The organism is Streptomyces griseoflavus (assembly GCF_014649995.1).
GTDB lineage: Bacteria > Actinomycetota > Actinomycetes > Streptomycetales > Streptomycetaceae > Streptomyces > Streptomyces griseoflavus.
In genome coordinates, this window is record NZ_BMUC01000012.1 from 81829 (window position 1) to 104912 (window position 23084).

At 73.6% G+C, this 23084-nt stretch carries 22 protein-coding genes; 12 read left to right on the forward strand and 10 right to left on the reverse strand.

Translation table 11 applies throughout. The features are described 5' to 3' along the window. Positions 1–86: 86 nt before the first annotated feature. The 3 genes from IE172_RS23915 to hmgA all read right to left on the reverse strand — a co-directional run bounded on the left by IE172_RS23915 (position 87) and on the right by hmgA (position 3480). Complete coding sequence (locus IE172_RS23915; RefSeq protein WP_190099366.1) at positions 87–1286, reverse strand: type ISP restriction/modification enzyme; 1200 nt, start codon at positions 1284–1286, stop codon at positions 87–89. A 64-nt stretch (positions 1287–1350) separates the two neighbouring features. Beyond that, on the reverse strand, positions 1351–2100 hold the full coding sequence (locus IE172_RS23920) for a GntR family transcriptional regulator (RefSeq protein WP_190099367.1): 750 nt from the start codon (positions 2098–2100) through the stop codon (positions 1351–1353). A gap of 27 nt (positions 2101–2127) precedes the next feature. After that, positions 2128–3480: a homogentisate 1,2-dioxygenase gene (hmgA, locus tag IE172_RS23925; protein WP_190099368.1), complete on the reverse strand. Its 1353-nt coding sequence runs from the start codon at positions 3478–3480 to the stop codon at positions 2128–2130. A gap of 175 nt (positions 3481–3655) precedes the next feature. Between hmgA and IE172_RS23930 the strand changes: the two genes are divergently transcribed. From IE172_RS23930 to IE172_RS23955, 6 genes are all read left to right on the forward strand, one after another. Next, a complete protein-coding gene (locus IE172_RS23930; protein ID WP_190099369.1) occupies positions 3656–4282 on the forward strand; it encodes a hypothetical protein in 627 nt (208 codons plus the stop codon). Further along, positions 4282–4899, forward strand: coding sequence for a TetR/AcrR family transcriptional regulator (locus tag IE172_RS23935; RefSeq protein WP_190099490.1), 618 nt, complete (start codon positions 4282–4284; stop codon positions 4897–4899). Before IE172_RS23930 ends, IE172_RS23935 begins: the two co-directional genes overlap by 1 nt. 88 nt (positions 4900–4987) lie before the next feature. Continuing rightward, positions 4988–7252, forward strand: a complete 2265-nt coding sequence (locus tag IE172_RS23940) for a molybdopterin oxidoreductase family protein (protein ID WP_190099370.1) — start codon at positions 4988–4990, stop codon at positions 7250–7252. A 238-nt stretch (positions 7253–7490) separates the two neighbouring features. Next, entirely contained in the window at positions 7491–8843 is a 1353-nt protein-coding gene (locus tag IE172_RS23945) for an ABC transporter ATP-binding protein (protein WP_190099371.1), read from the forward strand. Positions 8844–8954: 111 nt separating this feature from the next. Further along, positions 8955–10343, forward strand: coding sequence for an aldehyde dehydrogenase family protein (locus IE172_RS23950; protein ID WP_190099372.1), 1389 nt, complete (start codon positions 8955–8957; stop codon positions 10341–10343). 16 nt (positions 10344–10359) lie between these two features. Continuing rightward, positions 10360–11445, forward strand: coding sequence for a Zn-dependent alcohol dehydrogenase (locus IE172_RS23955; protein WP_190099373.1), 1086 nt, complete (start codon positions 10360–10362; stop codon positions 11443–11445). Between the two features lie 108 nt (positions 11446–11553). Here IE172_RS23955 and IE172_RS23960 read toward each other — a convergent pair whose 3' ends face one another. Next, entirely contained in the window at positions 11554–12264 is a 711-nt protein-coding gene (locus IE172_RS23960) for an ArsR/SmtB family transcription factor (protein ID WP_190099374.1), read from the reverse strand. A gap of 86 nt (positions 12265–12350) precedes the next feature. Beyond that, positions 12351–12992, reverse strand: a complete 642-nt coding sequence (locus IE172_RS23965) for a TetR/AcrR family transcriptional regulator (RefSeq protein ID WP_190099375.1) — start codon at positions 12990–12992, stop codon at positions 12351–12353. A 103-nt stretch (positions 12993–13095) separates the two neighbouring features. On the opposite strand from IE172_RS23965, the gene IE172_RS23970 reads away from it, so the two are divergent. The 3 genes from IE172_RS23970 to IE172_RS23980 all read left to right on the forward strand — a co-directional run bounded on the left by IE172_RS23970 (position 13096) and on the right by IE172_RS23980 (position 15347). Next, the gene (locus IE172_RS23970) at positions 13096–14247 is read left to right on the forward strand and encodes an acyl-CoA dehydrogenase family protein (protein ID WP_190099376.1); all 1152 of its coding nucleotides are present in this window, start codon (positions 13096–13098) and stop codon (positions 14245–14247) included. 60 nt (positions 14248–14307) lie between these two features. Continuing rightward, positions 14308–14595: a YiaA/YiaB family inner membrane protein gene (locus IE172_RS23975; RefSeq protein ID WP_145828067.1), complete on the forward strand. Its 288-nt coding sequence runs from the start codon at positions 14308–14310 to the stop codon at positions 14593–14595. Between the two features lie 104 nt (positions 14596–14699). After that, the gene (locus IE172_RS23980; protein WP_190099377.1) at positions 14700–15347 is read left to right on the forward strand and encodes a TetR/AcrR family transcriptional regulator; all 648 of its coding nucleotides are present in this window, start codon (positions 14700–14702) and stop codon (positions 15345–15347) included. Between the two features lie 27 nt (positions 15348–15374). On the opposite strand, the gene IE172_RS23985 is transcribed toward IE172_RS23980, so the two are convergent. After that, the gene (locus IE172_RS23985; protein WP_190099378.1) at positions 15375–15836 is read right to left on the reverse strand and encodes a MaoC family dehydratase; all 462 of its coding nucleotides are present in this window, start codon (positions 15834–15836) and stop codon (positions 15375–15377) included. A 131-nt stretch (positions 15837–15967) separates the two neighbouring features. On the opposite strand from IE172_RS23985, the gene soxR reads away from it, so the two are divergent. Continuing rightward, complete coding sequence (gene soxR, locus IE172_RS23990) at positions 15968–16444, forward strand: redox-sensitive transcriptional activator SoxR (protein ID WP_190099379.1); 477 nt, start codon at positions 15968–15970, stop codon at positions 16442–16444. Positions 16445–16605: 161 nt separating this feature from the next. Here the strand turns inward: soxR and IE172_RS23995 are convergent, their stop codons facing one another. Both IE172_RS23995 and IE172_RS24000 read right to left on the reverse strand, forming a co-directional pair. Beyond that, complete coding sequence (locus tag IE172_RS23995) at positions 16606–17208, reverse strand: hypothetical protein (protein ID WP_190099380.1); 603 nt, start codon at positions 17206–17208, stop codon at positions 16606–16608. Positions 17209–17662: 454 nt separating this feature from the next. Beyond that, positions 17663–18916 (reverse strand): exo-beta-N-acetylmuramidase NamZ family protein, encoded by a 1254-nt coding sequence (locus IE172_RS24000; protein ID WP_190099381.1) that lies wholly within the window; start codon positions 18914–18916, stop codon positions 17663–17665. A gap of 169 nt (positions 18917–19085) precedes the next feature. Between IE172_RS24000 and IE172_RS24005 the strand changes: the two genes are divergently transcribed. Next, a complete protein-coding gene (locus IE172_RS24005) occupies positions 19086–19859 on the forward strand; it encodes an SDR family oxidoreductase (protein ID WP_190099382.1) in 774 nt (257 codons plus the stop codon). Positions 19860–20056: 197 nt separating this feature from the next. Then, on the forward strand, positions 20057–20650 hold the full coding sequence (locus tag IE172_RS24010) for a TetR/AcrR family transcriptional regulator (RefSeq protein WP_190099383.1): 594 nt from the start codon (positions 20057–20059) through the stop codon (positions 20648–20650). 185 nt (positions 20651–20835) lie between these two features. On the opposite strand, the gene IE172_RS24015 is transcribed toward IE172_RS24010, so the two are convergent. Continuing rightward, complete coding sequence (locus IE172_RS24015; protein WP_190099384.1) at positions 20836–22050, reverse strand: acyl-CoA dehydrogenase family protein; 1215 nt, start codon at positions 22048–22050, stop codon at positions 20836–20838. Positions 22051–22056: 6 nt separating this feature from the next. After that, positions 22057–23079, reverse strand: coding sequence for a phosphotransferase family protein (locus tag IE172_RS24020; protein WP_190099385.1), 1023 nt, complete (start codon positions 23077–23079; stop codon positions 22057–22059). Positions 23080–23084: the final 5 nt, after the last annotated feature.

The window sequence follows — 23084 nt, forward strand, 5'->3', positions numbered from 1 at the left end:
GCGCGTACCCGACGGATTCGCCCCCGCGGCCGGCCGGCCCGCCGCCCGGCCGCCCCGGGTCTCACGCGGCCGGCGTGGTGCGCGCCTCAGATCAGGGCGAGCTGGCCTTCCGGGCCCTCTTCGTGCGTGTCCAGGACCGAGGCGGGGCGACGGGCGGATGCCGCGACCGGCAGGACGCCGGCCGTGCGCAGGGCGGCCGAGGTGATCGGGGCGGGCAGCGGTTCTTCCGCCAGTTCCGTCCGCTGGGCGCCGAGTTCGGCCAGCAGGGCGAGCACCGTGATCAGTTCCAGGAGCTCGGAGGTCCAGGCCTGCGGCCAGGCGGGCGGCCGGATCGCGGCCAGCGTGCCCGCTTCGGGCACCTCCGTGCGGGCCGCGAACCACGCCTCCAGCACCCGTACTCCGCCCGCCTCGAAGTCCCAGGCCTCCGGCGGTACCGGGGCGATGCGGCCCTCGTCCAGGTGCAGGGCCTCCTCGTCCCGGTCGTAGCGCACGGCCGGCGGCCGGGTGGGCAGCGGCGCGCGCACGTACGGACGGCGTCCGCCCGGGAGCCTGGGCCGCTCCCCGTCTCGTCGCATCAGCCACAGCATCCTGCGGCCCACCGCCACCCCCCGCTCCCAGACCTCCGGATCCGCGGTGAGCGGCACCACCAGGCCCGCGCGTGCGGGGCGCGCCACGACCGTCGCCCAGGCGAGGACGTCCAGGGGGGAGGGGGCCCGTCCGTGACGGGAGGCGAGGTGTTCCGTCAGGCCCGGGGCGAGGTTCGGCTCGGCGGCGCCCGGACGGCGGTACAGCGGGCGGACGCGCCCCGTGCGCAGCACGGGCAGCAGGGAGGTGGCGAGCAGCGGCGGTCCGGCGGGACCGGGGGCGGCGGCGCCCCGCGCGGGGGCCGCCTCGACGGCGAACACCTGACGCTCGTCCGCCACCCGCCACAACTCGGGCCGGGCCGCGTCGATCAGCCGCTGGTCGGGGATCAGCCACTGCTCGTCGAACGGGGCGTACAGGACCCGCACCGGATCGGGGCACGGTCCCGTGGCGCGGGCCAGCCGCTCCGTGCCGCCGCCCTGCCCGGGCAGCTGCCCGACCGCGGAGTACGGGGTCCGGGAGCGCGTCGGCTGGAACAGCGCCTCGCGGTCCGGCCCCCCGGCCTTCAGCAGGGCGTTCCAACGGGCCCTGAGGGACGCGGCGTCGGGGGCCGCCGGCCACCCCCGGCCGAGCCGCGGCGGTGCGACGGACCACGGCATGAGGTCCGCCAGCAGCGGAGCGTCGTCGTGCGTCACGCTGGGCATCGTACGGCCTGGGCCCCGTCGCCGGCCTCCCGCCCGCTCCACCCGGCGCACGCACGGTCCGGGATCAGGTGGCGTCCAGGGTCACCGTGAAGGAGAAGCGGTCGCCCCGGTAGTTGATGACCGCCGCGTCCAGGGCCCGGCCACGGCTGTCGTAGGTGATGCCCGTGTAGTGCAGGATCGGGCTGAGCAGCGGGACCTGGAGCAGGCGGGCCGTCTCCGGGTCCGCGAGCCGCGCCTCCACCGTGTCCGTGATCCGGCTGATGTCCGCCCCGACGACGTCCCGCAGCACCTTGGTCATCGGCCACCGCACCAGGTCGTCCAGGTCGATGCGGGAGGCCAGTTCGGGGCGGACGTAGTTGCGGGCGTGGTTGGTCGGCTCGCCCGTCTTCTCGTCGCTGCGCAGCCGGTGGTACGCCGCGGCCTCGGTCAGGTCCGGGAAGTACTCGGCGATCTCCGCCGGCACCGGTGCCGGACCGTGCTCCAGCAGTTCGGTCGTCATGCCGGACTGCTGGGCCACGATCGCGTCCACCGAGCCCAGCAGCCGGACCGGGGCACCCCGCCGGGCGCCGGGCTCGATGAAGGTGCCGCGCCGGCGGTGGCGGGTGATCAGCCCTTCGTCCTCCAGCTCCTTCAGCGCCTGCCGCATGGTCAGCACGCTCACCCCGTAGTGCCCGGCCAGCTGTTCCTCGGTGGGCAGACGCAGGGGGTCCTGCGGCGAGCGGCCGAGGATCGAGGCGCGCAGCGACTGCGACACCTGATACCAGAGCGGCAGCTTGCGGTTCAGGACGATCGAGTCCGGAGCGAAGGAGGTCACGGGCTATCCGTACCGGTCGGAGAACGGTCAGTGCAACGGCTGGAAGTGACGTTCGAGCCCCTGCCACACCTCGTCGTAGCCGTGTTGCAGGTGCTCCGCCCGCGCCGCCTGGGGGGTCAGGGACAGCGGCCAGCGGGTCTCGAACATGAACGCCAGGCCGTCGTCGATCTTCTGCGGACGCAGCTCGGCGGCGCTCGCCCTGTCGAAGGTCTCCCGGTCCGGGCCGTGCGCCGACATCATGTTGTGCAGCGAACCACCGCCCGGGACGAAGCCCTCCGCCTTCGCGTCGTACGCCCCTTCGATCAGGCCCATGTACTCGCTCATCACGTTCCGGTGGAAGTAGGGCGGACGGAAGGTGTCCTCGCCCACCAGCCAGCGCGGGGCGAAGACCACGAAGTCCACGCCGGCGAGCCCGGGGGTGTCGCTCGGGGACGTCAGCACCGTGAAGATCGACGGGTCGGGGTGGTCGTAGGAGATGGTGCCCATCACGTTGAAGCGGCGCAGGTCGTAGGCGTACGGCACGTGGTTTCCGTGCCAGGCCACGACATCCAGCGGGGAGTGGTCGTAGGTGGCGGACCAGAGGTTGCCGCAGTACTTGTTCACCACCTCCACCGGGCCCTCGACGTCCTCGTACGCCGCGACGGGCACCCGGAAGTCCCGGGCGTTTGCCAGCCCGTTGGCGCCGATCGGGCCCAGGTCGGGGAGCCGGAACGGCGCTCCGTAGTTCTCGCACACGTACCCGCGGGCGGACTCGTCCAGGAGGTCCACCCGGAACCGCACCCCGCGGGGAACCAGCGCGATGTGGCCCGGCTCCACGTGCAGCAGCCCGAACTCCGTGCGCAGCAGCAGCCCGCCCCGCTCGGGGACGATCAGCAGCTCGCCGTCGGCGTCGCTGAACACGCGGTCCATCGAGGTGTTGGCGTGGTACAGGTGCACGGCCATGCCGGTGCGCTGGGTGACGTCCCCGTTGCCGCCCAGGGTCCACAGGCCGGCCAGGAAGTCGGTCCCCCCGGCCGGCTCCGGCAGCGGGTTCCAGCGCAGCCGGTTGGGGTCGGGGACGGTCTGCGTGAAGGGCGCGGTCCGCAGCGCGCCGTTGCCCGTGCGGGTGAACGCCGGGTGGGCGGCCGACGGACGGATCCGGTACAGCCACGAGCGGCGGTTCTCCGCCCGCGGTTCGGTGAACGCCGAACCGCTCAGCTGCTCCGCGTACAGCCCGAGCGGGGCGCGCTGCGGCGAGTTGCGGCCCACGGGCAGGGCGCCCGGGACGGCCTCGGAGCTGTGCTCGTTGCCGAAACCGGAGAGGTGCTCCAGCGCTTCGGCGACCTTGCGTGCTCCACCGTGCTCGAACGCGCTCGCGCGGGCGGTGCCCCCATCGCTCATGTCCACTGCTCCCTCGAGGATCCGATTCCTATGGCACACCGTAGGATTGCGTTTTCCCCGGCGCAAGAGGGACGCGCCGTCCCGGTCACGTCCGTTCTCCTCCTCTCGGCGGAGGACCCCGAACCCGACTTCAGGGGGATCCGCGGACTCGCACCGGTGTTCTACGCTCCCGCACATGACGTGGACGCGGAGCCTGATCACCGCGCTCGCGGTCTGTGTCGTGCTGGTGGCCGGATCCGCGGGCTGCGTACCCCGTACCCCCGAAGGGCGGGACGAGGTGTCGCCCTCACCCGCCGGCCGGCTCCTCGACGAGCGCGACCAGGAGGGGCGCCCCTACCGCGAGGTGGACGGCGAGGACGCCCCCGAGGTCGGTGTCGAGGTCGTGCCCGACACCGACGGCGGCTGGGACGTACGGCTGCGGGTGCGCAACTTCCGCTTCTCCCCGGACGGGACGGACGGGCGGGCGGTGGCCGGCCGCGGTCTGGCGCACCTCGAGGTGAACGGCCGTCGAGTCGCCCAGTTGCGCACCCCCGAGTACCACCTGCCCGGCGGCCTCGTCCCGCGGCGCGGCACGCACCAGGTCACCGCGCGCCTGTACGCCGACGACGGCTCGGTGTGGGCCGTGGACGGGGAGCCGGTGGAGAGCACGGCCGACATCACGGTGTCGGACGACGGGCCGGGTGCGGAGCCCAGCGCCGAGCCGATCGCCGGAGCGGCCGTGGCGGAGCCGGTCGCCGGCGGCCCCGACGGCCGGCGCCGCGGCACGGGGCGAGGTTCACCGGACGGTGCCGGGCGGGCATGATGAGGCCCGTGCCCCATGCGACATCGCTCCGCCGAGCGCCCGTGCAGCGGCGCAGTGCCGAACGGCTGGCCAGAATCCTCGACGCCTGCGCCGAACTGCTCGACGAGGCCGGTTACGACGACCTCAGCACCCGCGCCGTCGCCGAACGCGCCCGGGTGCCCATCGGCTCCGTCTACCGCTTCTTCGGCAACAAGCGCCAGATGGCCGACGCCCTGGCCCGGCGCAACCTCGAACGCTTCACGGAACGGGTCACCGAACGGCTCCGGGCCGCCGACGACCGGAGCTGGCGGCAGGCCCTGGACGCCGTGCTCGACACCTACCTGGACATGAAGCGCACCGCGCCCGGCTTCTCCCTCGTGGACTTCGGCAACCAGATCCCCGTCGGCACCCGGGCCGGGCCCAACCGCCGGGTCGCCGACCGGCTCACCGAGCTGCTCGCCGCCCATCTGGAGCGCGAGGCCGACGACGATCTGCGCCGCGCGTTCCTCGTCGCCGTCGAGACCGCCGACGCCCTCGTCCAGCTCGCGTTCCGGATGGAGCCCGAGGGGGACGAGAAGGTCATCGCGGAGCTGCGCGAGATGCTGCGCGCCTACCTGGCCCGGGCGCTGGACCGGTAACAGCCCACCGGCACCCCCTCCCCAGCATCCGTACCGGTCGGTATGCTCGGCCCGTCCGTGCGTCACCGCCGCCGTACCGGGAGGACCCGTGTCCCGCACCGCCCTGCGTATCTGCCCCCTGTGCGAAGCCACCTGCGGCCTGACGCTCACCATCGACGACGGCCGTGTCACCGGCGCCCGCGGCGACCGGGACGACGTGTTCAGCAAGGGCTTCATCTGCCCCAAGGGCGCCGCCTTCGGCGCCGTGGACGCCGACCCCGACCGGCTGCGCACCCCGCTCGTCCGCGTCGACGGCGAACTGCGCGAGGCCACCTGGGAGGAGGCCTTCGACGCCGTGGCCGCCGGGATCCGGCCCGTCGTCGAGCGGCACGGACCGCACGCCGTCGGCATCGTCCTCGGCAACCCCAACGTCCACACCATGGCCGGGGCCCTCTACCCGCCCCTGCTGATCGCCGGACTCGGCACCCGCAGCCTGTTCACCGCCTCGACCCTGGACCAGATGCCCAAGCACGTGTCCAGCGGACTGCTCTTCGGCGACGCGGGCCTCATCCCCGTACCCGACCTCGACCGCACCGACCACCTGCTGCTGATCGGCGCCAACCCCCTGGAGTCCAACGGCAGCCTGTGCACCGCCCCCGACTTCCCCGGGCGGCTCAAGGCGCTGAAGGCGCGCGGCGGCACCCTCACCGTCGTCGACCCGCGCCGCACCCGCACCGCCCGCCTCGCCGACCGTCACCTCGCCGTCCGCCCCGGCACCGACGCGCTGCTCCTCGCGGCGATGGCCCACACCCTGTTCGACGAGGACCTCGTCGACCTCGGCACGTGCGCCCCCCACGTCGACGGCCTGGCCGAACTGGCCGCCGCACTCAGGGACTTCACCCCCGAAGCCGTCTCCGCCGCCTGCGACGTCGACGCGGCCACCGTCCGCGCCCTCGCCAGGGAACTCGCCGCCGCCCCCACCGCCGCCGTCTACGGCCGCATCGGCAGCTGCACCGTCCCGCACGGCACCCTCGCCAGCTGGCTCGTCGACATCCTCAACGTCCTCACCGGCAACCTCGACCGCCCGGGCGGCGCGCTCTTCCCGCAGGCCGCCACCGACCGGACCCCGCGCCCCGCCGGGCCCGGCCACGGCTTCGCCCTGGGGCGCTGGCACTCCCGGGTGAGCCGGCACCCCGAGGCCAAGGGCGAACTCCCGATGTCCGCCCTCGCCGAGGAGATCGACACCCCCACGGACGAGGGCGAGCCGGTACGCGCCCTCATCGCCGTCGCCGCCAACCCGGTCCTCTCCGCCCCCGACGGCGACCGCCTCGACAAGGCGCTCGGCTCCCTCGACTTCATGGTGAGCGTCGACCCGTACCTCAACGAGACCTCCCGCCACGCCGACGTCGTCCTGCCGCCGCCCCCGCCCGCGCAGAGCCCGCACCACGACTTCGCCTTCAACACCCTCGCCGTGCGCAACCAGGTCCGCTACACCCGCCCGGCCGTGCCCCTGGAACCCGGCCGGATGGCGGAGACCGAGATCCTCGCCCGGCTCGTCCTCGCCGCGACCGGCGGGCACGGGGCCGATCCCGCCGTCGTGGACGCCCTGGCCGTCGACCGGACCCTCGGCAGGGCGGTGAAGGACCCGCACTCCCCGGTGCGCGGCCGCGACCCGAAGGAACTCGCCGCCCACCTCACCGGCGGGACCGGCCCCGAACGGCGCCTGGACATGATGCTGCGCCTCGGCCCGTACGGCGACGGCTTCGGAGCCGAGCCCGACGGGCTCACCCTGGAGAGGCTGCTCGCCCACCCGCACGGCATCGACCTCGGCCCGCTGCGCCCGCGGCTCCCCCAGCCGCTGAAGACGCGCAGCGGGAAGGTCGAACTGCTGCCGGACCCGATCGCCGCCGACCTCCCGCGCCTGCGCGCCGCCCTGGACGAGCGCCCCGGCGGACTCGTCCTCGTCGGCCGCCGCCATCTGCGTTCCAACAACAGCTGGATGCACAACGTGCCCGCCCTCACCGGCGGCTCCAACCGCTGCACCCTGCACCTGCACCCGGACGACGCCGCACGCCTCGGCGTACGGGACGGGCAGCCGGTCCGCGTCAAGGCCGCCGGGGGAGAGGTGACCGCCCCCGCCGAGGTCACCGACGCCGTACGCCCGGGCGTGGTGAGCCTGCCGCACGGCTGGGGCCACGACCGCCCCGGCACCCGGATGCGGCACGCGGCCGCCGATCCCGGCGTCAACGTCAACCAGCTCCTCGACGGCAGCCTCCTCGACCCGCTCTCCGGCAACGCCGTGCTCAACGGGGTGCCCGTCGAACTGGCGCCGCTGGGCGCGCCCGTGACCGGGACGGCCGGGGCAACGACCTGAAAGAAGCCGCGGCCTGTCCCGCCGGCGCGGCCGAGCGGTGCGCCGCAGGGGCGTGACCGCCGCTGAATGCGGACGTCCGCTTTCTCACCGATCGGACGAAGCGCCGGGATCCCGTCCCACGTCTTCCCCCGGGCGCCTACTTTCCGTTAGCTTCCGTGACTCACACGCCCCGTACGACTCGCACGAGGCGTCCGACCGCGGAGCGCCAGCGCCCTGATGAGCCCCCGGGGGCACCCTCATGACACGCGCCATCTCCCTGCACGACGTGAGCAAGGCCTACACGCGGGACGCCCGCGTGGTGGACCGGCTGTCGCTGGACATCGCGCCCGGCGAGTTCCTCGTCCTGCTCGGCCCCTCGGGCTGCGGCAAGTCCACGGTGCTCCGGATGATCGCCGGACTGGAGGACATCGACGAGGGCCGGCTGTTCCTCGACGGCGAGTACGGCAACGATCTGCCCCCGTCCGAGCGCGACATGGCGATGGTGTTCCAGAACTTCGCCCTCTACCCGAGCATGACCAGCCGCGACAACATCGGCTTCCCGCTGCGCATCGAGGCCCCCCACGCCGACCCGGCGCCCCGCGTCGACGCCACCGCCCGCATGCTCGGCATCGAGGACCTGCTCGACCGCTTCCCCGGGCAGCTCTCCGGCGGGGAGCGCCAGCGCGTGGCGATGGGACGGGCCATCGCCCGCCACCCCTCCGCGTTCCTGATGGACGAGCCGCTGTCCAACCTCGACGCCAAGCTCCGCAACCACCTGCGCGCCGAGATCGCCCGGCTCACCCGAGAACTGGGTGTCACCACCGTCTACGTCACCCACGACCAGGCCGAGGCGATGTCACTGGGCGACCGGGTCGCCGTACTGCGCGGCGGTGTCCTCCAGCAGGTCGGCAGCCCCCGCGCGGTGTACTCACTGCCGGAGAACGTGTTCGTCGCCGCGTTCATCGGCACCCCGCGCATCAATCTGCTGCGCGGTCTGGTGCGCGCCCCGCTGGACGGTGCGATGACGATCAGCCTGGGCAAGCAGTTCCTGAGGCTGCCCGAACCCCTGTCCCTCGACCATCAGTTGCTGCGCGTGCAGCAGGGCCGCGAGGTGATCGTCGGCCTGCGCTCCGAGGCCGTGCGGATCGCCGGACCGGCCGCCGCCCGCACCGGCGAGGTGGCGCTCACCGGCCTGGTGGAGCACCTGGAGTTCCAGGGCCACGAGGTGCTCGTCCACTTCAACACCGGCTCCCGGCCCGCCCTCGTCCCCGAACTGGAGGCCCCGCGCCCCGCCCCCGACCGCCCCGCCCGGCGCCGCCGCGAGGGCGGCACGGTCCTGGAGCGGCTGCGGGAACGGGCCGGGGCGCTGCGGGCGGGCCCCGTGGTGACACCGGACGCGCCCGCCCGTCCGGACCCGGCCTCCGCCTTCGCCTCCGCCTCCGCGGAGCCGCGCGTCCCCGGTGACTTCATCGTCCGCACCACCCCCGACATCCGGCTCCGGCACGGCATGCAGGTGCCGCTCCTGGTGGATCTCGCCCACCTGTTCGTCTTCGACCAGTACGGCCGGCGGATCTGCCCCAGCCCCGACCGGCTGCCCGACCTGGAGGAGTGACGCCCGGGCGGGCGCCGGCCCTCCCCCTGGCGCCGGAAAACTATCATCGCTAGTTTAGGTGTCGGACGACACGAGCAGTCGCACACCGACGCCCGCCCCGGAGGAAGCGCGATGAAGGCACACGACGGCATGTACATCGACGGCACCTGGCGCCCCGCCGCGGGTACCGGCGTGATCGAGGTCGTGAACCCGGCCGACGAAGAGGTGATCGCCACCGTCCCCGCGGGCACCGTGGAGGACGTCGACGCCGCCGTCCGCGCGGCCCGCGCCGCCCTCCCCGCCTGGGCGGCCACCCCGCCCGCCGAGCGCGCCGCCCGCCTGACCGCCCTCCGGGACGTGCTCCTCGCCCGCCAGGACGAGATCGCCCGGACGGTGACCGCCGAACTCGGCTCGCCCCTGAAGCTCTCGCAGGCCGTCCACGCCGGCGTGCCGGTCGCGGTCACGGGCTCGTACGCGGAGCTCGCGGCCGGCTACGCCTTCGAGGAGCGGGTCGGCAACTCGACGGTCCTGCACGAACCCGTCGGAGTGGTCGGTGCGATCACCCCCTGGAACTACCCCCTCCACCAGATCGTCGCCAAGACCGCGCCCGCCCTCGCGGCCGGCTGCACCCTCGTCGTCAAGCCCGCCGAGGACACCCCGCTGGTCGCCCGGCTCTTCGCCGACGCCGTCCACGAGGCCGGTATCCCCGCCGGTGTGTTCAACCTCGTCACCGGTCTCGGCCCGGTGGCCGGCCAGGCCCTCGCCGAGCACCCGGACGTCGACCTGGTCTCCTTCACCGGCTCCACCGCCGTGGGCCGCCGGATCGGCGCGATCGCCACCGGCATGGTGAAGAGGGTCGCCCTCGAACTCGGCGGCAAGTCCGCCAACGTCATCCTGCCGAGCGCCGACCTGGCCCGCGCGGTCAACGTCGGCGTCGCCAACGTGATGTCCAACTCCGGCCAGACGTGCAGCGCCTGGACCCGCATGCTGGTCCACCGGGACCGCTACGACGAGGCCGTGGAACTGGCCGCGGCCGCCGCGGACAAGTACGGCGACCGCATCGGCCCCGTGGTCAACGCCAGGCAGCGCGACCGGGTGCGCGGCTACATCGAGAAGGGCACCGCCGAGGGCGCCCGCATCGTCGCGGGCGGCCCCGACGCCCCCCGAGAGAAGGGCTACTGGGTCAGCCCCACCGTCTTCGCCGACGTCACCCCGGAGATGACCATCGCCCAGGAGGAGATCTTCGGCCCCGTCCTGTCCGTCCTGCGCTACGACGACGAGGACGACGCCCTGCGCATCGCCAACGGCACCGTCTACGGCCTGGCCGGCGCCGTCTGGGCCGGGGACGAGGCGGAGGCGGTCGCCTTCGCCCGCCGGATGGACACCGGCCAGGTCGACATCAACGGCGGCCGCTTCAACCCCCTCGCGCCCTTCGGCGGTTACAAGCAGTCCGGGGTGGGCCGGGAGCTGGGCGCGCACGGCCTCGCCGAGTACCTCCAGACCAAGTCCTTCCAGTTCTGAGGGAGTCCCCACCATCATGGCCGTACGTGCCGCCGTCCTGCCCGCTGTCGACGCCCCGTTGGAGATCACCGGGATCGAGCTTCCCGAACCCGGCCCCGGCCGGGTCCGCGTCCGGCTCGCCGCCGCCGGCGTCTGCCACTCCGACCTGTCCCTGTCCAACGGCACCATGCGCCTGCCGGTCCCCGCCGTCCTCGGACACGAGGGCGCCGGCACGGTCGTCGCCGTCGGCGAGGGCGTCACCCGTACCGCGCCCGGCGACCGCGTGGTCCTCAACTGGGCCCCGTCCTGCGGTGCCTGCCCCGCCTGCGCGCGCGGCGAGGTCTGGCTCTGCGCGGGCGCCCTGGCCGGCGCGGCCGAGGTGCACGCCCGCCGCGCCGACGACGGCACCGACCTGTACCCCGGGCTGAACGTCGCCGCGTTCGCCGAGGAGACGGTGGTGCCCGCCTCCTGTGTGCTGCCCGCCCCGGACGGCGTCCCGCTCACCGACGCGGCCCTGCTGGGCTGCGCCGTGCTCACCGGCTACGGCGCCGTCCACCACTCCGCCCGGGTGCGGTCCGGCGAGACGGTCGCCGTGTTCGGGGCCGGGGGAGTGGGCCTGGCCGCCCTCCAGTCGGCCCGCATCGCGGGCGCGTCCACGATCGTCGCGGTCGACGTCTCCCCGGAGAAGGAGGAACTCGCCCGGTCCGCCGGGGCCACCGACTACGTGGTCGCCTCCGACACCACCGCCCGCGAGATCCGTGCCCTCACCGGCAAGGAGGGCGTGGACGTGGCCGTGGAGTGCGTCGGCCGCGCCACCACCATCCGCACGGCCTGGGAATCCACCCGGCGCGGCGGCCGCACCACGGTCGTCGGCATCGGCGGCAAGGACCAGCAGGTCACCTTCAACGCGCTGGAGATCTTCCACTGGGGCCGCACCCTCTCCGGCTGCGTCTACGGCAACTCCGACCCGGCCCGCGACCTGCCGGTCCTCGCCGAGCACATCCGGGCGGGCCGCCTCGACCTGGGCGCCCTGGTCACCGAACGCATCGCGCTCGAGGACATCCCGGCCGCCTTCGACGCCATGACGGCGGGCAAGGGGGGACGGGCCCTGGTCGTGTACTGACCCCGCCCAGGCGCGCCGGGCCCTGGCGCACACCGCCACCGGCGTCAGGTGCGGCCCCCTCTCACCGCCCCTGCCGAGGAGGGGGCTCGCGGATGTCGGACGTGCCGGTCACCGAAGGGCCGCCGCCTCGACACCCAGCAGCTCCGACAGCGCGCGCTCGCCGGCCTCCGTGACCTTCACCGCCCGCTCCGAGCCGATGCGGACGCACCACCCCGCGTCCAGGGCGTGCCGGCACAGGGCCGCGCCCGCCACCCCGGCGAGGTGGGGCCGGCGCTCCGTCCAGTCCAGGCAGGCCCGGGCCAGCGGGCGGCGCCCCGGGCGGTCCAGCGCGATGCCGGCCGCCCCGAACCAGCGCAGGCCCGCGTCGGTCAGCGCGAACCCGGTGTCCTGGCGCAGCAGCCCCCGCGCGGTGAGGGCGTCGGTGACGGCGATGCCGAGCCGGCCGGCGAGATGGTCGTAGCAGGTGCGCCCGCGGGCCATCGCCGACCCCGCGCCGGACTGCCGCAGCGTGCGCGGCCGCTCGGCGGCGCCCGGGGCGACCTGTGCGGCCAGGTCCTCCACCAGCTGGGCGACCCGTGCGTCGGCCAGCCGTACGTACCGGTGCCGCCCCTGCCGCTCCTCGGCGAGCAGCCCGCCCGCGACCAGCTTGCCCAGGTGCTCGCTCAGCGTGGACGCGGCCACCCGGCAGTGCCGGGCCAGCTCACCCGCCGTCCAGGCCCGCCCGTCCAGCAGCGCCAGCAGGCACGCGGCCCGGGTCTCGTCGGCGGCCAGCGAGGCGAGACGCGCCAGCCCCGCCGCCCTGGCGTCCTTCGTAGTCATGCGTCCCAGCATGCGGCACGCACGCTTCGGCCCTCACCGAAGCGTCCGGTGCGCGGGCACGGCCCGACGGACGGGCACGGATCCGCTCAGGCGCCGGTGCGGAGCCGCTCGTACTGCTGGGCCAGTCCGTCCAGCAGCGCGGCCAGCCCCGTCTCGAAGGCCCGCTCGTCGATCTTCTCCTGCTGGTCGGCGAGCAGGTGGGCCTGCCCGAGGTGGGGGTAGTCGGCCGGGTCGTAGGCGCTGGCGTCGTCGACGAAGCCGCCCGCGAAGGAGCCCAGCGCGGAGCCCATGATGAAGTACCGCATCAGCGCGCCGATGGAGGTGGCCTGCGCGGGCGGCCAGCCGGCCTCGACCATCGCGCCGTAGGCCGCGTCGGCCAGCCGCAGTGCCGCCGGGCGTCGGCCCGGGCCCCGGGCCAGGACCGGCACGATGTTCGGGTGCTCGCGCAGCGCGCCCCGGTAGGAGACCGCCCAGTCGTGCAGCGCGGTCCGCCAGTCCCTGCCGTCCTCGAACATCGACAGGTCGACCAGCGCGCTCACCGAGTCGGCCACCGCCTCCAGGATCTCGTCCTTGGTGCGGAAGTGGTTGTAGAGCGAGGGCCCGCTCACCCCCAGCTCCGCGGCGAGCCGGCGCGTGGAGACGGCGGCCAGGCCCTCCGCGTCCACGAGCGCCCGGGCCGTCTCGACGATCCGGTCGGTGCTGAGCAGGGGCTTGCGCGGTCGGGCCATGGCGCACATAGTAGGACCGCGACAAGAAACTAGCAGTGCTAATTTAACGGTGCACGGTCCGGTGTCGTGCACGGCAAGCGGATCTCACGTGGGGTGACTCGTAATGGACCTGGAGCTGAGTGACGAGCAGGAGGCCGTCCGCCGGCTCGCCCGGGACTTCGTGGAGCGCGAGGTCACGCCGCACGCCGCCGCCTGGGACCGCGCCGAGGAGGTCGACCGCGGCATCGTCGCCAAGCTCGGCGAGGTCGGCTTCCTCGGGCTGACGGTCGACGAGGAGTACGGCGGCTCGGGCGGTGACCACCTCTCCTACTGCCTGGTCACCGAGGAGCTCGGGCGCGGTGACTCCTCCGTGCGCGGCATCGTCTCCGTCTCCCTCGGCCTGGTCGCCAAGACGATCGCCGCCTGGGGGAGCGAGGAACACAAGCGCGCCTGGCTGCCGGGGCTCACCTCCGGCGCCTACGTCGGATGCTTCGGCCTGACCGAGCCGGGCACCGGCTCCGACGCCGGCAACCTCACCACCCGCGCGGTGCGCGACGGCGACGGCTACGTCATCAGCGGCACCAAGATGTTCATCACCAACGGCACCTGGGCCGACGTGGTCCTGCTCTTCGCCCGCTCCACCGACGCCCCCGGCCACAAGGGCGTCTCCGCCTTTCTCGTCCCCGGCGACACCCCCGGCCTGACCCGCCGCGCCGTCCACGGCAAGCTCGGCCTGCGCGGCCAGGCCACCGCCGAACTCGTTCTGGACGAGGTGCGCGTCCCCGCCTCGGCGATGCTGGGCGAGGAGGGCAAGGGCTTCTCCGTCGCCATGTCCGCCCTCGCCAAGGGCCGGATGTCGGTCGCGGCCGGCTGCGTCGGCATAGCGCAGGCCGCCCTGGACGCGGCCGTGCGCTACGCGGGGGAGCGCGAGCAGTTCGGGAAGTCCATCGCCCGTCACCAGCTGGTGCAGGAGCTGATCAGCGACATCGCCGTGGACGTCGACGCCGCCCGGCTGCTCACCTGGCGGGTCGCCGACCTGATCGACCGCGGCCGGCCGTTCGCCGTGGAGTCCTCCAAGGCCAAGCTGTTCGCCTCGGAGGCGGCCGTCCGCGCCGCGAACAACGCCCTGCAGGTCTTCGGCGGCTACGGCTACATCGACGAGTACCCGGCGGGCAAACTCCTGCGCGACGCGCGCGTGATGACCCTCTACGAGGGCACTAGCCAGATCCAGAAGCTGGTCATCGGGCGTGCCCTGACCGGGGTTTCGGCCTTCTGAGTACCTGCCTGAGTACCCGAGCGGATGTGGCCCCGGCCACGTCCGCCGATTCTTGTCGCCATGAGCGACACACCGGTCAAGCAGCAGAGCACGGCCGCCTTCTACGGACAGGCCGTGGCGTCCTTCGGAGTGGCCATCGGCGCCACCGCGGTCGGCATCTTCAATCTGGAGACCGACGCCTGGGTCCGCGCCTTCCTCGGCATCGCGGTCCTCTACCTCGTCACGTCCGCCTTCACCCTGGCCAAGGTCATCCGTGACCGCCAGGAGGCCGGGCAGATCGTCAACCGGGTTGACCAGGCCCGCCTGGAGAAGCTCCTCGCCGAACACGACCCACTGCAGAAGCTGTGACCCCGCGTCCGGGCCCGCCCGGCGCGTGATCCACCGCACCGGCGCTAAGCGCCCGCTCACCCTTGCCGGTATGGTGTTACTCCTGCAAGCGAATGAGGTGAGCGATGAGTACGGCGGAGGAGACGGCCGGCGGTGAGGCGCAGCCGTGGGGCGAGGTGACGCCCGACGCGGCCCGACGGCTGCTGCTCGCCGCCGTGGAGGCGTTCGCGGAGCGCGGCTACCACGCCACGACGACCCGCGACATCGCGGGCCGTGCCGGGATGAGCCCGGCCGCGCTCTACATCCACTACAAGACCAAGGAAGAGCTGCTCCACCGCATCAGCAGGATCGGCCACGAGAAGGCCGTGGAGATCCTGCGCACGGCGGCCCGCACCGAGGGCACCCCGGCCGAGCGGCTCGCGGACGCGGTCAGCTCCTTCGTCCGCTGGCACGCGGGCGGCCGCACCACCGCCAAGGTCGTGCAGTACGAGCTCGACTCGCTCGGGCCCGACGCCCGCGCGGAGATCCTCGGCCTGCGGCGCCAGGTGGACGCCGAGGTGCGCGGGATCATCGAGGAGGGGGTGCGCTCCGGCGACTTCGACGTCGCCGACGTCCGGGGCACCACCCTCGCCGTGCTCTCCCTGTGCATCGACGTCGCCCGCTGGTTCAACGTCGACGGTCCCCGCACCCCCGAGGAGGTCGGCGAGCTCTACGCCGACCTCGTGCTCAGGATGGTGGGGGCCCGGGGGGACGGCGCCGTCCGGAGGCCGTAGGCGCGGTCCACGGGTGGTGGGCGCCGACTAGAGGTAGTAGCGGGCCACCGACTCGGCCACGCACACCGGCTTGTCCCCGCCCTCGCGCTCCACGGTGAACGCGGTGGCCACCTGGACGCCGCCCGCCACCTCGTCCACGGCGGTGATCGTCGCGGTGGCGCGCACGCGGGAGCCGACCGGCACCGGAGCGGGGAAGCGCACCTTGTTGGTGCCGTAGTTGACGCCCATCTTCACGCCCTCGACGGAGATCAGCTGCGGCCCGAACAGCGGCAGCAGCGACAGCGTCAGGTAGCCGTGCGCGATGGTCCGCCCGAACGGCCCCGCCGCGGCCTTCTCCGGATCGACGTGGATCCACTGGTGGTCCCCGGTGGCGTCGGCGAACAGGTCGATCCGCTTCTGGTCGACCTCCAGCCAGTCGGTGTAGCCCAGCTGCTCGCCCACCGCCGCCTTCAGGTCGTCGACGGACGTGAAGATCCTCGGTTCTGCCATGTCCCGGCCTCTCGCGTCACGAAGTCGCAGGCGCATCCGCGTGCGCATGCCTAAGCAACTGCTTAGCATGGTCGGCCCGGGGGGCACTGTCAACGGCCACGGGCGCGAACGGGGTGGGTAGGGTTCGAGGAGTGCAACGGATTCCAGAGAAGATCCACGAGCTCACGGTCGGCCAGCTCTCCGCGCGCAGCGGCGCCGCCGTCTCGGCCCTGCACTTCTACGAGTCCAAGGGCCTCATCCACAGCCGCCGCACCCCCGGCAACCAGCGCCGCTTCAGCCGCGACACGCTGCGCCGGGTGGCCTTCATCCGCGCCGCCCAGCGGGTCGGCATCCCGCTCGCCACCATTCGCGCGGCGCTCGCCGAACTGCCCGAGGAACGCACCCCGACCCGGGACGACTGGGCGCACCTGTCGGAGACCTGGCGCTCGGAGCTGGACGAGCGCATCCGGCAGCTCAACCGCCTGCGCGACCACCTCACCGACTGCATCGGCTGCGGCTGCCTCTCGCTGGACAGCTGCGTGCTGTCCAACCCGGACGACGTCGCCGGCGAACGCCGGGCCGGGTCCCGGCTGATGACCGAGAACGGCGGGCAGACGGAGGCCCACTGAGACCGTGCACGGGCGCGGGGGCGGCTTCACCCGCCGCCCGTGCGCCCGCGTGCCCCGCGTGCCCCGCGGGACGAGCCGTTCGCCACCTGCCGCCGCCCCCGGGAGCCGTCGGGGGCGCGGCAACCTCCGCGCGCCCCCACGCCCCCGTTGCTCCCTGCCTCTCAGGCCGACACCAGCAGCCTCACCCGGCGGGCGTCCGCCAGGGCCCCGGGGGTGAGCACGGGGCGCGGCACCAGGATGCCGCAGTCCGTGCAGACCGGGCCCGCGGAGGGCTCGTGATCCAGGCCGTGACGCCACATGAGCCGGTCGCCCCGGCACACGGGGCAGGCCGTACCCGGCTCGCGCTCCAGCGCGGCGATCAGCCGCCGCAGCACCTCGGCCAGCGGCTCCCGCGGGTGCACCCGCGGATCGTCGCACCAGGCCACCCCGAAACCGCCCCAGGTCAGCCGGTGCCAGTCGTCCACACTGCCCGGCCTGCGCAATCCGTCGTGCTTCTCCTTCCTGCGCCGCTCGGCGAACTCCGTCTCATAGGCCAGCCAGACCGCCCGGGCCTCCTCCAGCTCGTCCAGCGCGGCCACGAGCCGCACCGGGTCGACGGAGCGGTCCTCGGGATCGAACCCGGCTCGCGCGCACAGATGGTCCCAGGTCGCCCTGTGCCCGTAGGGAGCGAACCGCTCCAGGCACTTGCGCAGCGAGTAGCGCCGCAGCGCCAGATCACACCGCGGATCTCGGACCTGTCTCGCCAGACTCCGGAAACCGGCCATCGTCCTGCACCTCCGTCACACCTGCACCTGTAATCCGGTCACTTCGGCGTCGTCGAACGGACGTCGCCGAATAGACGTTTCGACACGCGAATCGGCTCCATCCTTTTTCGGCGTCCCCTTCAGCCGGCCGCGTGGGCTCGCGGCCAACTCCCCCGGCGCACGCTTCAGTTGTGGTCGTCCACGGGGATACCGGCGGCTCCGCGCTCCGTGCCCTCCCCGCAGGGGAGGGGCTCTCCCTCGTCAGCCTGAGAACTCCCCGCGGCTTCCACGGGTTCCTGAAGAACCGGCCGATATGCACACCGGTCACCGATCCGCCCGGCCCGACGCCCCGGACGGCACCGGCCGGCGCAGTGACGTCGCAGGTCACCAGGGGGGGCCGACGGTCCCACGACGCGAAGCGGCGGCGGGTCGCCGCCCGCGACCCGCCGCCGTCTTCCTCTCGCCGCCCCGCCGCTCAGCGGTAGAGCAGGTACTCCCGGCGCACCCTCCGGAACCGCGCCAGCTCCTCCTGCCAGCCGCCGACCACCTCGTCCGTGTCCGCGCCCGCGTCGATCATCGTGCGTACGAGCGTGGAGCCGGTGAGCTTGTCGATCCAGTGGTCCGGCCGCCAGGCGAAGCCGCTCCACGACCGCCTGGCGGTGATCAGCAGCCCGATCCCGGTCCGCACCGGGTCGAACGCCTCCCGGTCGTGCACGTGAAGCTGCACGCCCCCGATGGTCCTGCCCTGGAACTTGGAGAAGGTCGGCGCGAAGTACGCCTCACGGAAGCGCACCCCCGCCAGGCCCAGCCCGTTCGCCTCGGCCGCCCAGCCCCCGCCGATCCCGTCCGCGCCCAGCAGCTCGAACGGCCGGGTGGTGCCGCGCCCCTCCGACAGGTTCGTCCCCTCGAACAGGCACGTCCCGGAGTAGACCAGCGCCGTCTCCGGCGTCGGCATGTTGGGGCTCGGCGGCACCCAGGGCAGCCCCGAGGCGTCGTAGAAGTCCGACCGCTTCCAGCCCGACATCCCCACGGTCTCCAGCGCCACCGGTGTCTCGAGGAACTCCCCGTTGAACAGCCGTGCCAGTTCCGCCACCGTCATCCCGTGGGCCTGCGAGACGGGTTTGCGCCCCACGAAGGTCGCGAACTCCTCGTGCAGCACCGGACCGAGCGCGGCCCGGCCGGTCACCGGGTTGGGCCGGTCCAGGACCACGAACGACTTGCCGGCGAGCCGTGCCGACTCCATGCAGTCGAACAGGGTCCAGATGTAGGTGTAGAACCGCGCGCCGGCGTCCTGGATGTCGAAGACCACCGTGTCCACGCCGGACGCGGTGAAGATGTCCGCGAGTTCCTGACCGCTCTTCAGGTACGTGTCGTAGACCGGCAGGCCGGTCGCCGGGTCGTCGTGGCGGCCCTCGGAGCCGCCCGCCTGCGCGGTGCCCCGGAACCCGTGCTCGGGGCCGAAGACGGCGATCAGGTCCACCCGGTCGTCGGCGTGCATGACGTCGACGATGTGCCGCACGTCCCGGGTGATGCCGGTCGGGTTGGTGACCACGCCCACGCGCCGGCCGTCGAGCAGGGCGTAACCGTCCGCGGCGAGCCGATCGAACCCGGTGCGCAGCGTGCGGCCTCCCCCCTGCGGCGCCCGCGCGGACGCGGCGGCCGCCGGCGCGGCGGAGGCCGCGACCGCGGCCGTGGTGGTGGTGAGCAGGCTCCGTCTGGACAGCTTCATACAGTGACCTCCGTGATCGCGGCGGGTGTCATGCACACGCACGCTAGCGTGCGTGACCGGCCCGGGGAACGCACCGCACCGGCCCCACGCCGAAGACCTCTTCCACCGGGCATACCGACCGGTTAGTCTGACGGCCGGGAACCGCTGGGAGCCGCGTCGAAGGAGTCCGATGGTGCAAGCCGAGCAGGGTGCCAAGGTGGTCGTCACGGGAGCCGGGGGCGGCATCGGAGCGGCCGTCGCCCGCCGCTTCGCCGCCCGGGGCGCGCGGGTCGTCGTCAACGACCTGGACGCCGGCCGGGCCAAGGCCGTCGCCGACGAGATCGGCGGCATCGCGGTCCCGGGCGACGCCTCCTCGACCGTCGAGGAGGCCCGCGACGCGCTCGGCGGGACGGTCGACGTCTACTGCGCCAACGCGGGCGTCGGCCGCGACGGCGGGCGGCCCGGGGAACCCCTCGACGAGCAGGGCTGGGCCCTCTCCTGGGACGTCAACGTCATGGCGCACGTCCGCGCGGCGCACGCACTGCTGCCGGACTGGCTGGAGCGCGGCAGCGGCCGCTTCGTCTCCACCGTCTCCGCCGCCGGACTGCTCACCATGATCGGCACCGCCCCCTACAGCGTCACCAAGCACGGCGCCTACGCCTTCGCCGAGTGGCTGTCCCTCACGTACCGCCACCGCGGGGTGAAGGTCCACGCGATCTGTCCGCAGGGCGTACGCACCGACATGCTCGACGCCAGCGGCAGCGCGGGCGACCTGGTCCTCAAGCCGACCGCGATCGAACCGGACGACGTCGCCGACGCCCTCTTCCGCGGCATCGAGGAGGACCGCTTCCTGATCCTCCCGCACCCGGAGGTCGCCGAGTACTACCAGGCCCGCGCCACCGAACCGGACCGCTGGCTCTCCGGCATGAACCGCATCCAGCAGCACTGGGAGGCGACCGGCTGACGGTCCGCCCCGGCGCCGGGACGGACCCGGTGGCGTCGGTCGCGCGCGGCGGCGGGACACTGGCCGTCCGCGCGGAACCGCGCCCGGCGGGAACCTGCCGTACGCGCCGGGAGCGGACAGTGGGAAGATCCTCCGTCGGGAAGGACGTTCCCCGGCGTACGACGACTGACAGCGACACGGAGAGGCGGGTGGCGAGGGTGCCCAGGACGACGGACGGCGACGGGACTCCCGTGCCGCGGCGGCTCCTGGCCGCCGCCACCCGGCTCTTCGCCGAGCAGGGTTACGACCGCACCTCGGTCCAGGAGATCGTCGAGGCGGCCGGCGTCACCAAAGGGGCGCTGTACCACTACTTCGGTTCCAAGGACGACCTGCTGCACGAGGTGTACGCGCGCGTGCTGCGCCTCCAGCAGGAACGCCTGGACCACTTCGCGGACGCCGACGAGCCGATCGAGAAGCGGCTGCGCGGCGCGGCGGCCGACGTCGTCGTCACCACGATCGAGAACCTCGACGACGCGTCGATCTTCTTCCGTTCCATGCACCACCTCGGCCCGGAGAAGAACAAGCAGGTCCGCGCCGAGCGCCGCCGCTACCACGAGCGCTTCCGCGCGCTGATCGAGGAGGGCCAGCGGGAGGGTGTCTTCTCCACCGCGACCCCGGCCGATCTCGTGGTCGACTACCACTTCGGCTCCGTGCACCACCTGTCGACCTGGTACCGCCCCGACGGCCCGCTCAGCCCCCAGCAGGTCGCCGACCACCTGGCCGACCTGCTGCTGCGCGCCCTGCGGCCCTGACCCCGCCCCGGTCCGGCACGGCCGCCCCGGTCGGGCACGGCCGTCCCGGACCGGACCGGCCTCCGGCACGGCCCGTTCCGGCCGCGAAGGCCCGGCAGGCCAGGCCCGGCAGGGTCTCCGCGGCGGCCCGGCCGGAGGCCCGACGGCACCGTCACCGGTCCCGTCAGGCCTCGCGTCCGGCCTCCCTACAGGTACTTCTTCAGCTCCCGGCGTGCCAGCGACCGCTGGTGCACCTCGTCCGGCCCGTCGGCGATCATCAGCGTGCGGGCACCGGCGTACAGCTCGGCCAGCGGGAAGTCCTGGCTGACCCCGCCCGCCCCGTACAGCTGGATCGCACGGTCCAGGATGCCGACGACCGTGCGCGGAGTGGCGATCTTGATGGCCTGGATCTCGGTGTGCGCGCCCCGGTTGCCGACGGTGTCCATCATCCAGGCCGTCTTCAGCACCAGCAGCCGCAGCTGCTCGACCGCCACCCGCGCGTCGGCGATCCAGTTCTGCACCACGCCCTGCTGCGCCAGCGCCTTGCCGAACGCGTCCCGGAACACCGCGCGGCGGCACATCAGCTCGATGGCCCGTTCGGCCATGCCGATCAGCCGCATGCAGTGGTGGATCCGGCCCGGACCGAGCCGGGCCTGCGCGATCGCGAAACCGCCGCCCTCCTCGCCGATCAGGTTCGACACCGGCACCCGCGCCCCGTCGAAGATCACCTCGGCGTGCCCGCCGTGGTAGTGGTCCTCGTACCCGAACACCTGCATCGCGCGCTCGATCCTGAGCCCCGGGGTGTCGCGCGGGACGAGGACCATGGACTGCTGGCGGCGGATGTCCGCCCCGTCCGGGTCGGTCTTGCCCATCACGATGAAGATCCGGCAGTCCGGGTGCATCGCCCCGGAGATGTACCACTTGCGCCCGGTGATGACGTACTCGTCGCCGTCCCGCTCGATGCGGGTGGTGATGTTGGTGGCGTCCGAGGAGGCCACGTCCGGCTCGGTCATCGCGAACGCCGAGCGGATCTCCCCGGCCAGCAGCGGCTGGAGCCACTGCTTGCGCTGGGGCTCGTCGCCGAACTGCGTCAGCACCTCCATGTTCCCGGTGTCCGGCGCCGCGCAGTTGGTCACCGTCGGCGCGATCTGCGGCGAACGGCCCATGATCTCGGCGAGCGGGGCGTACTGGAGGTTGGTGAGGCCGGCGCCGTACTCCGAGTCGGGCAGGAACAGGTTCCACAGCCCCTGCCGGCGGGCCTCGGCCTTCAGTTCCTCCACGACGGGGACGTTCTCCCACGGCGAGGCCAGCGCGGCGCGCTGCTCGTGGACGACCTGTTCGGCCGGGTAGACGTACTCGTCCATGAAGGCGAGGAGCCTGGCGCGCAGCTCCTCGGTGCGCGCGTCGAACGCGAAGTCCATGCTGGGTCAGCCTTCCTGAAGAGTCGTCAGACCGTGCTCGATGAACACCGGGACCAGATCGCCGATGCGGTCGAAACCGCGCCCGACCGTCTGGCCCAGCGTGTAGCGGTAGTGGATGCCCTCAAGGATCACGGCGAGCTTGAACCAGGCGAACGCCGTGTACCAGGACACCGCGGCGACGTCGCGCCCCGACCGTGCGGCGTACCGCTCGACCAGTTCGGCGGGCGTGGGGTGCCCGGGAGCCTCGGCGGTCGTGGAGACGGGGGAGTCCGGCATGCCCAGCGGGCTGCTGTACATCACCAGCAGTCCGAGGTCGGTCAGCGGATCGCCGAGGGTGGACATCTCCCAGTCCAGGACGGCCTTGATCCGGTCGTCCTCGCCGATCAGCGCGTTGTCCAGGCGGTAGTCGCCGTGCACCACGGTCGGCGCGGGCGAGCCGGGCAGCTCGCGCCCGAGCGCGGCGTGCAGCTCGTCGATGCCGGCCAGCTCCCGGTTGCGGGAGGCGTCCAGCTGCTTGCCCCAGCGCCGCAGCTGCCGGTCCAGGAAACCCTCGGGGCGGCCGAAGTCGGCCAGCCCCACCTCGCCGGGCTCGACGGCGTGCAGCTCGACGAGCGTGTCCACCAGGTTGAGCACGGCGTCCCGGGTGCGGTCGGCGCCGAGCGGGGCGAGCTGCCCGGCCGTGCGGTACGGGGTGCCCTCGACGAACTCCATGACGTAGAAGGGCGCCCCCAGCACCTCCTCGTCCTCGCACAGCAGCACGGGACGGGGCACCGGCACGGCGGTCGGGTGCAGCGCGCTGATCACCCGGTGCTCGCGCCTCATGTCGTGCGCGGTGGCCAGGACATGACCCAGCGGGGGACGCCGGACGACCCACCGGGCGTGGCCGTCCGAGACCGCGTAGGTGAGATTCGACCTGCCGCCCTCGATCAGCCGGCCGGAGAGCGGGCCGTTCACCAGGCCGGGCCGCTCCCGTTCGAGCAGGCCGCGCAGCCGGTCGAGATCGAGTCCGGGCGGGTGGTCGGGGCTCATCGTCG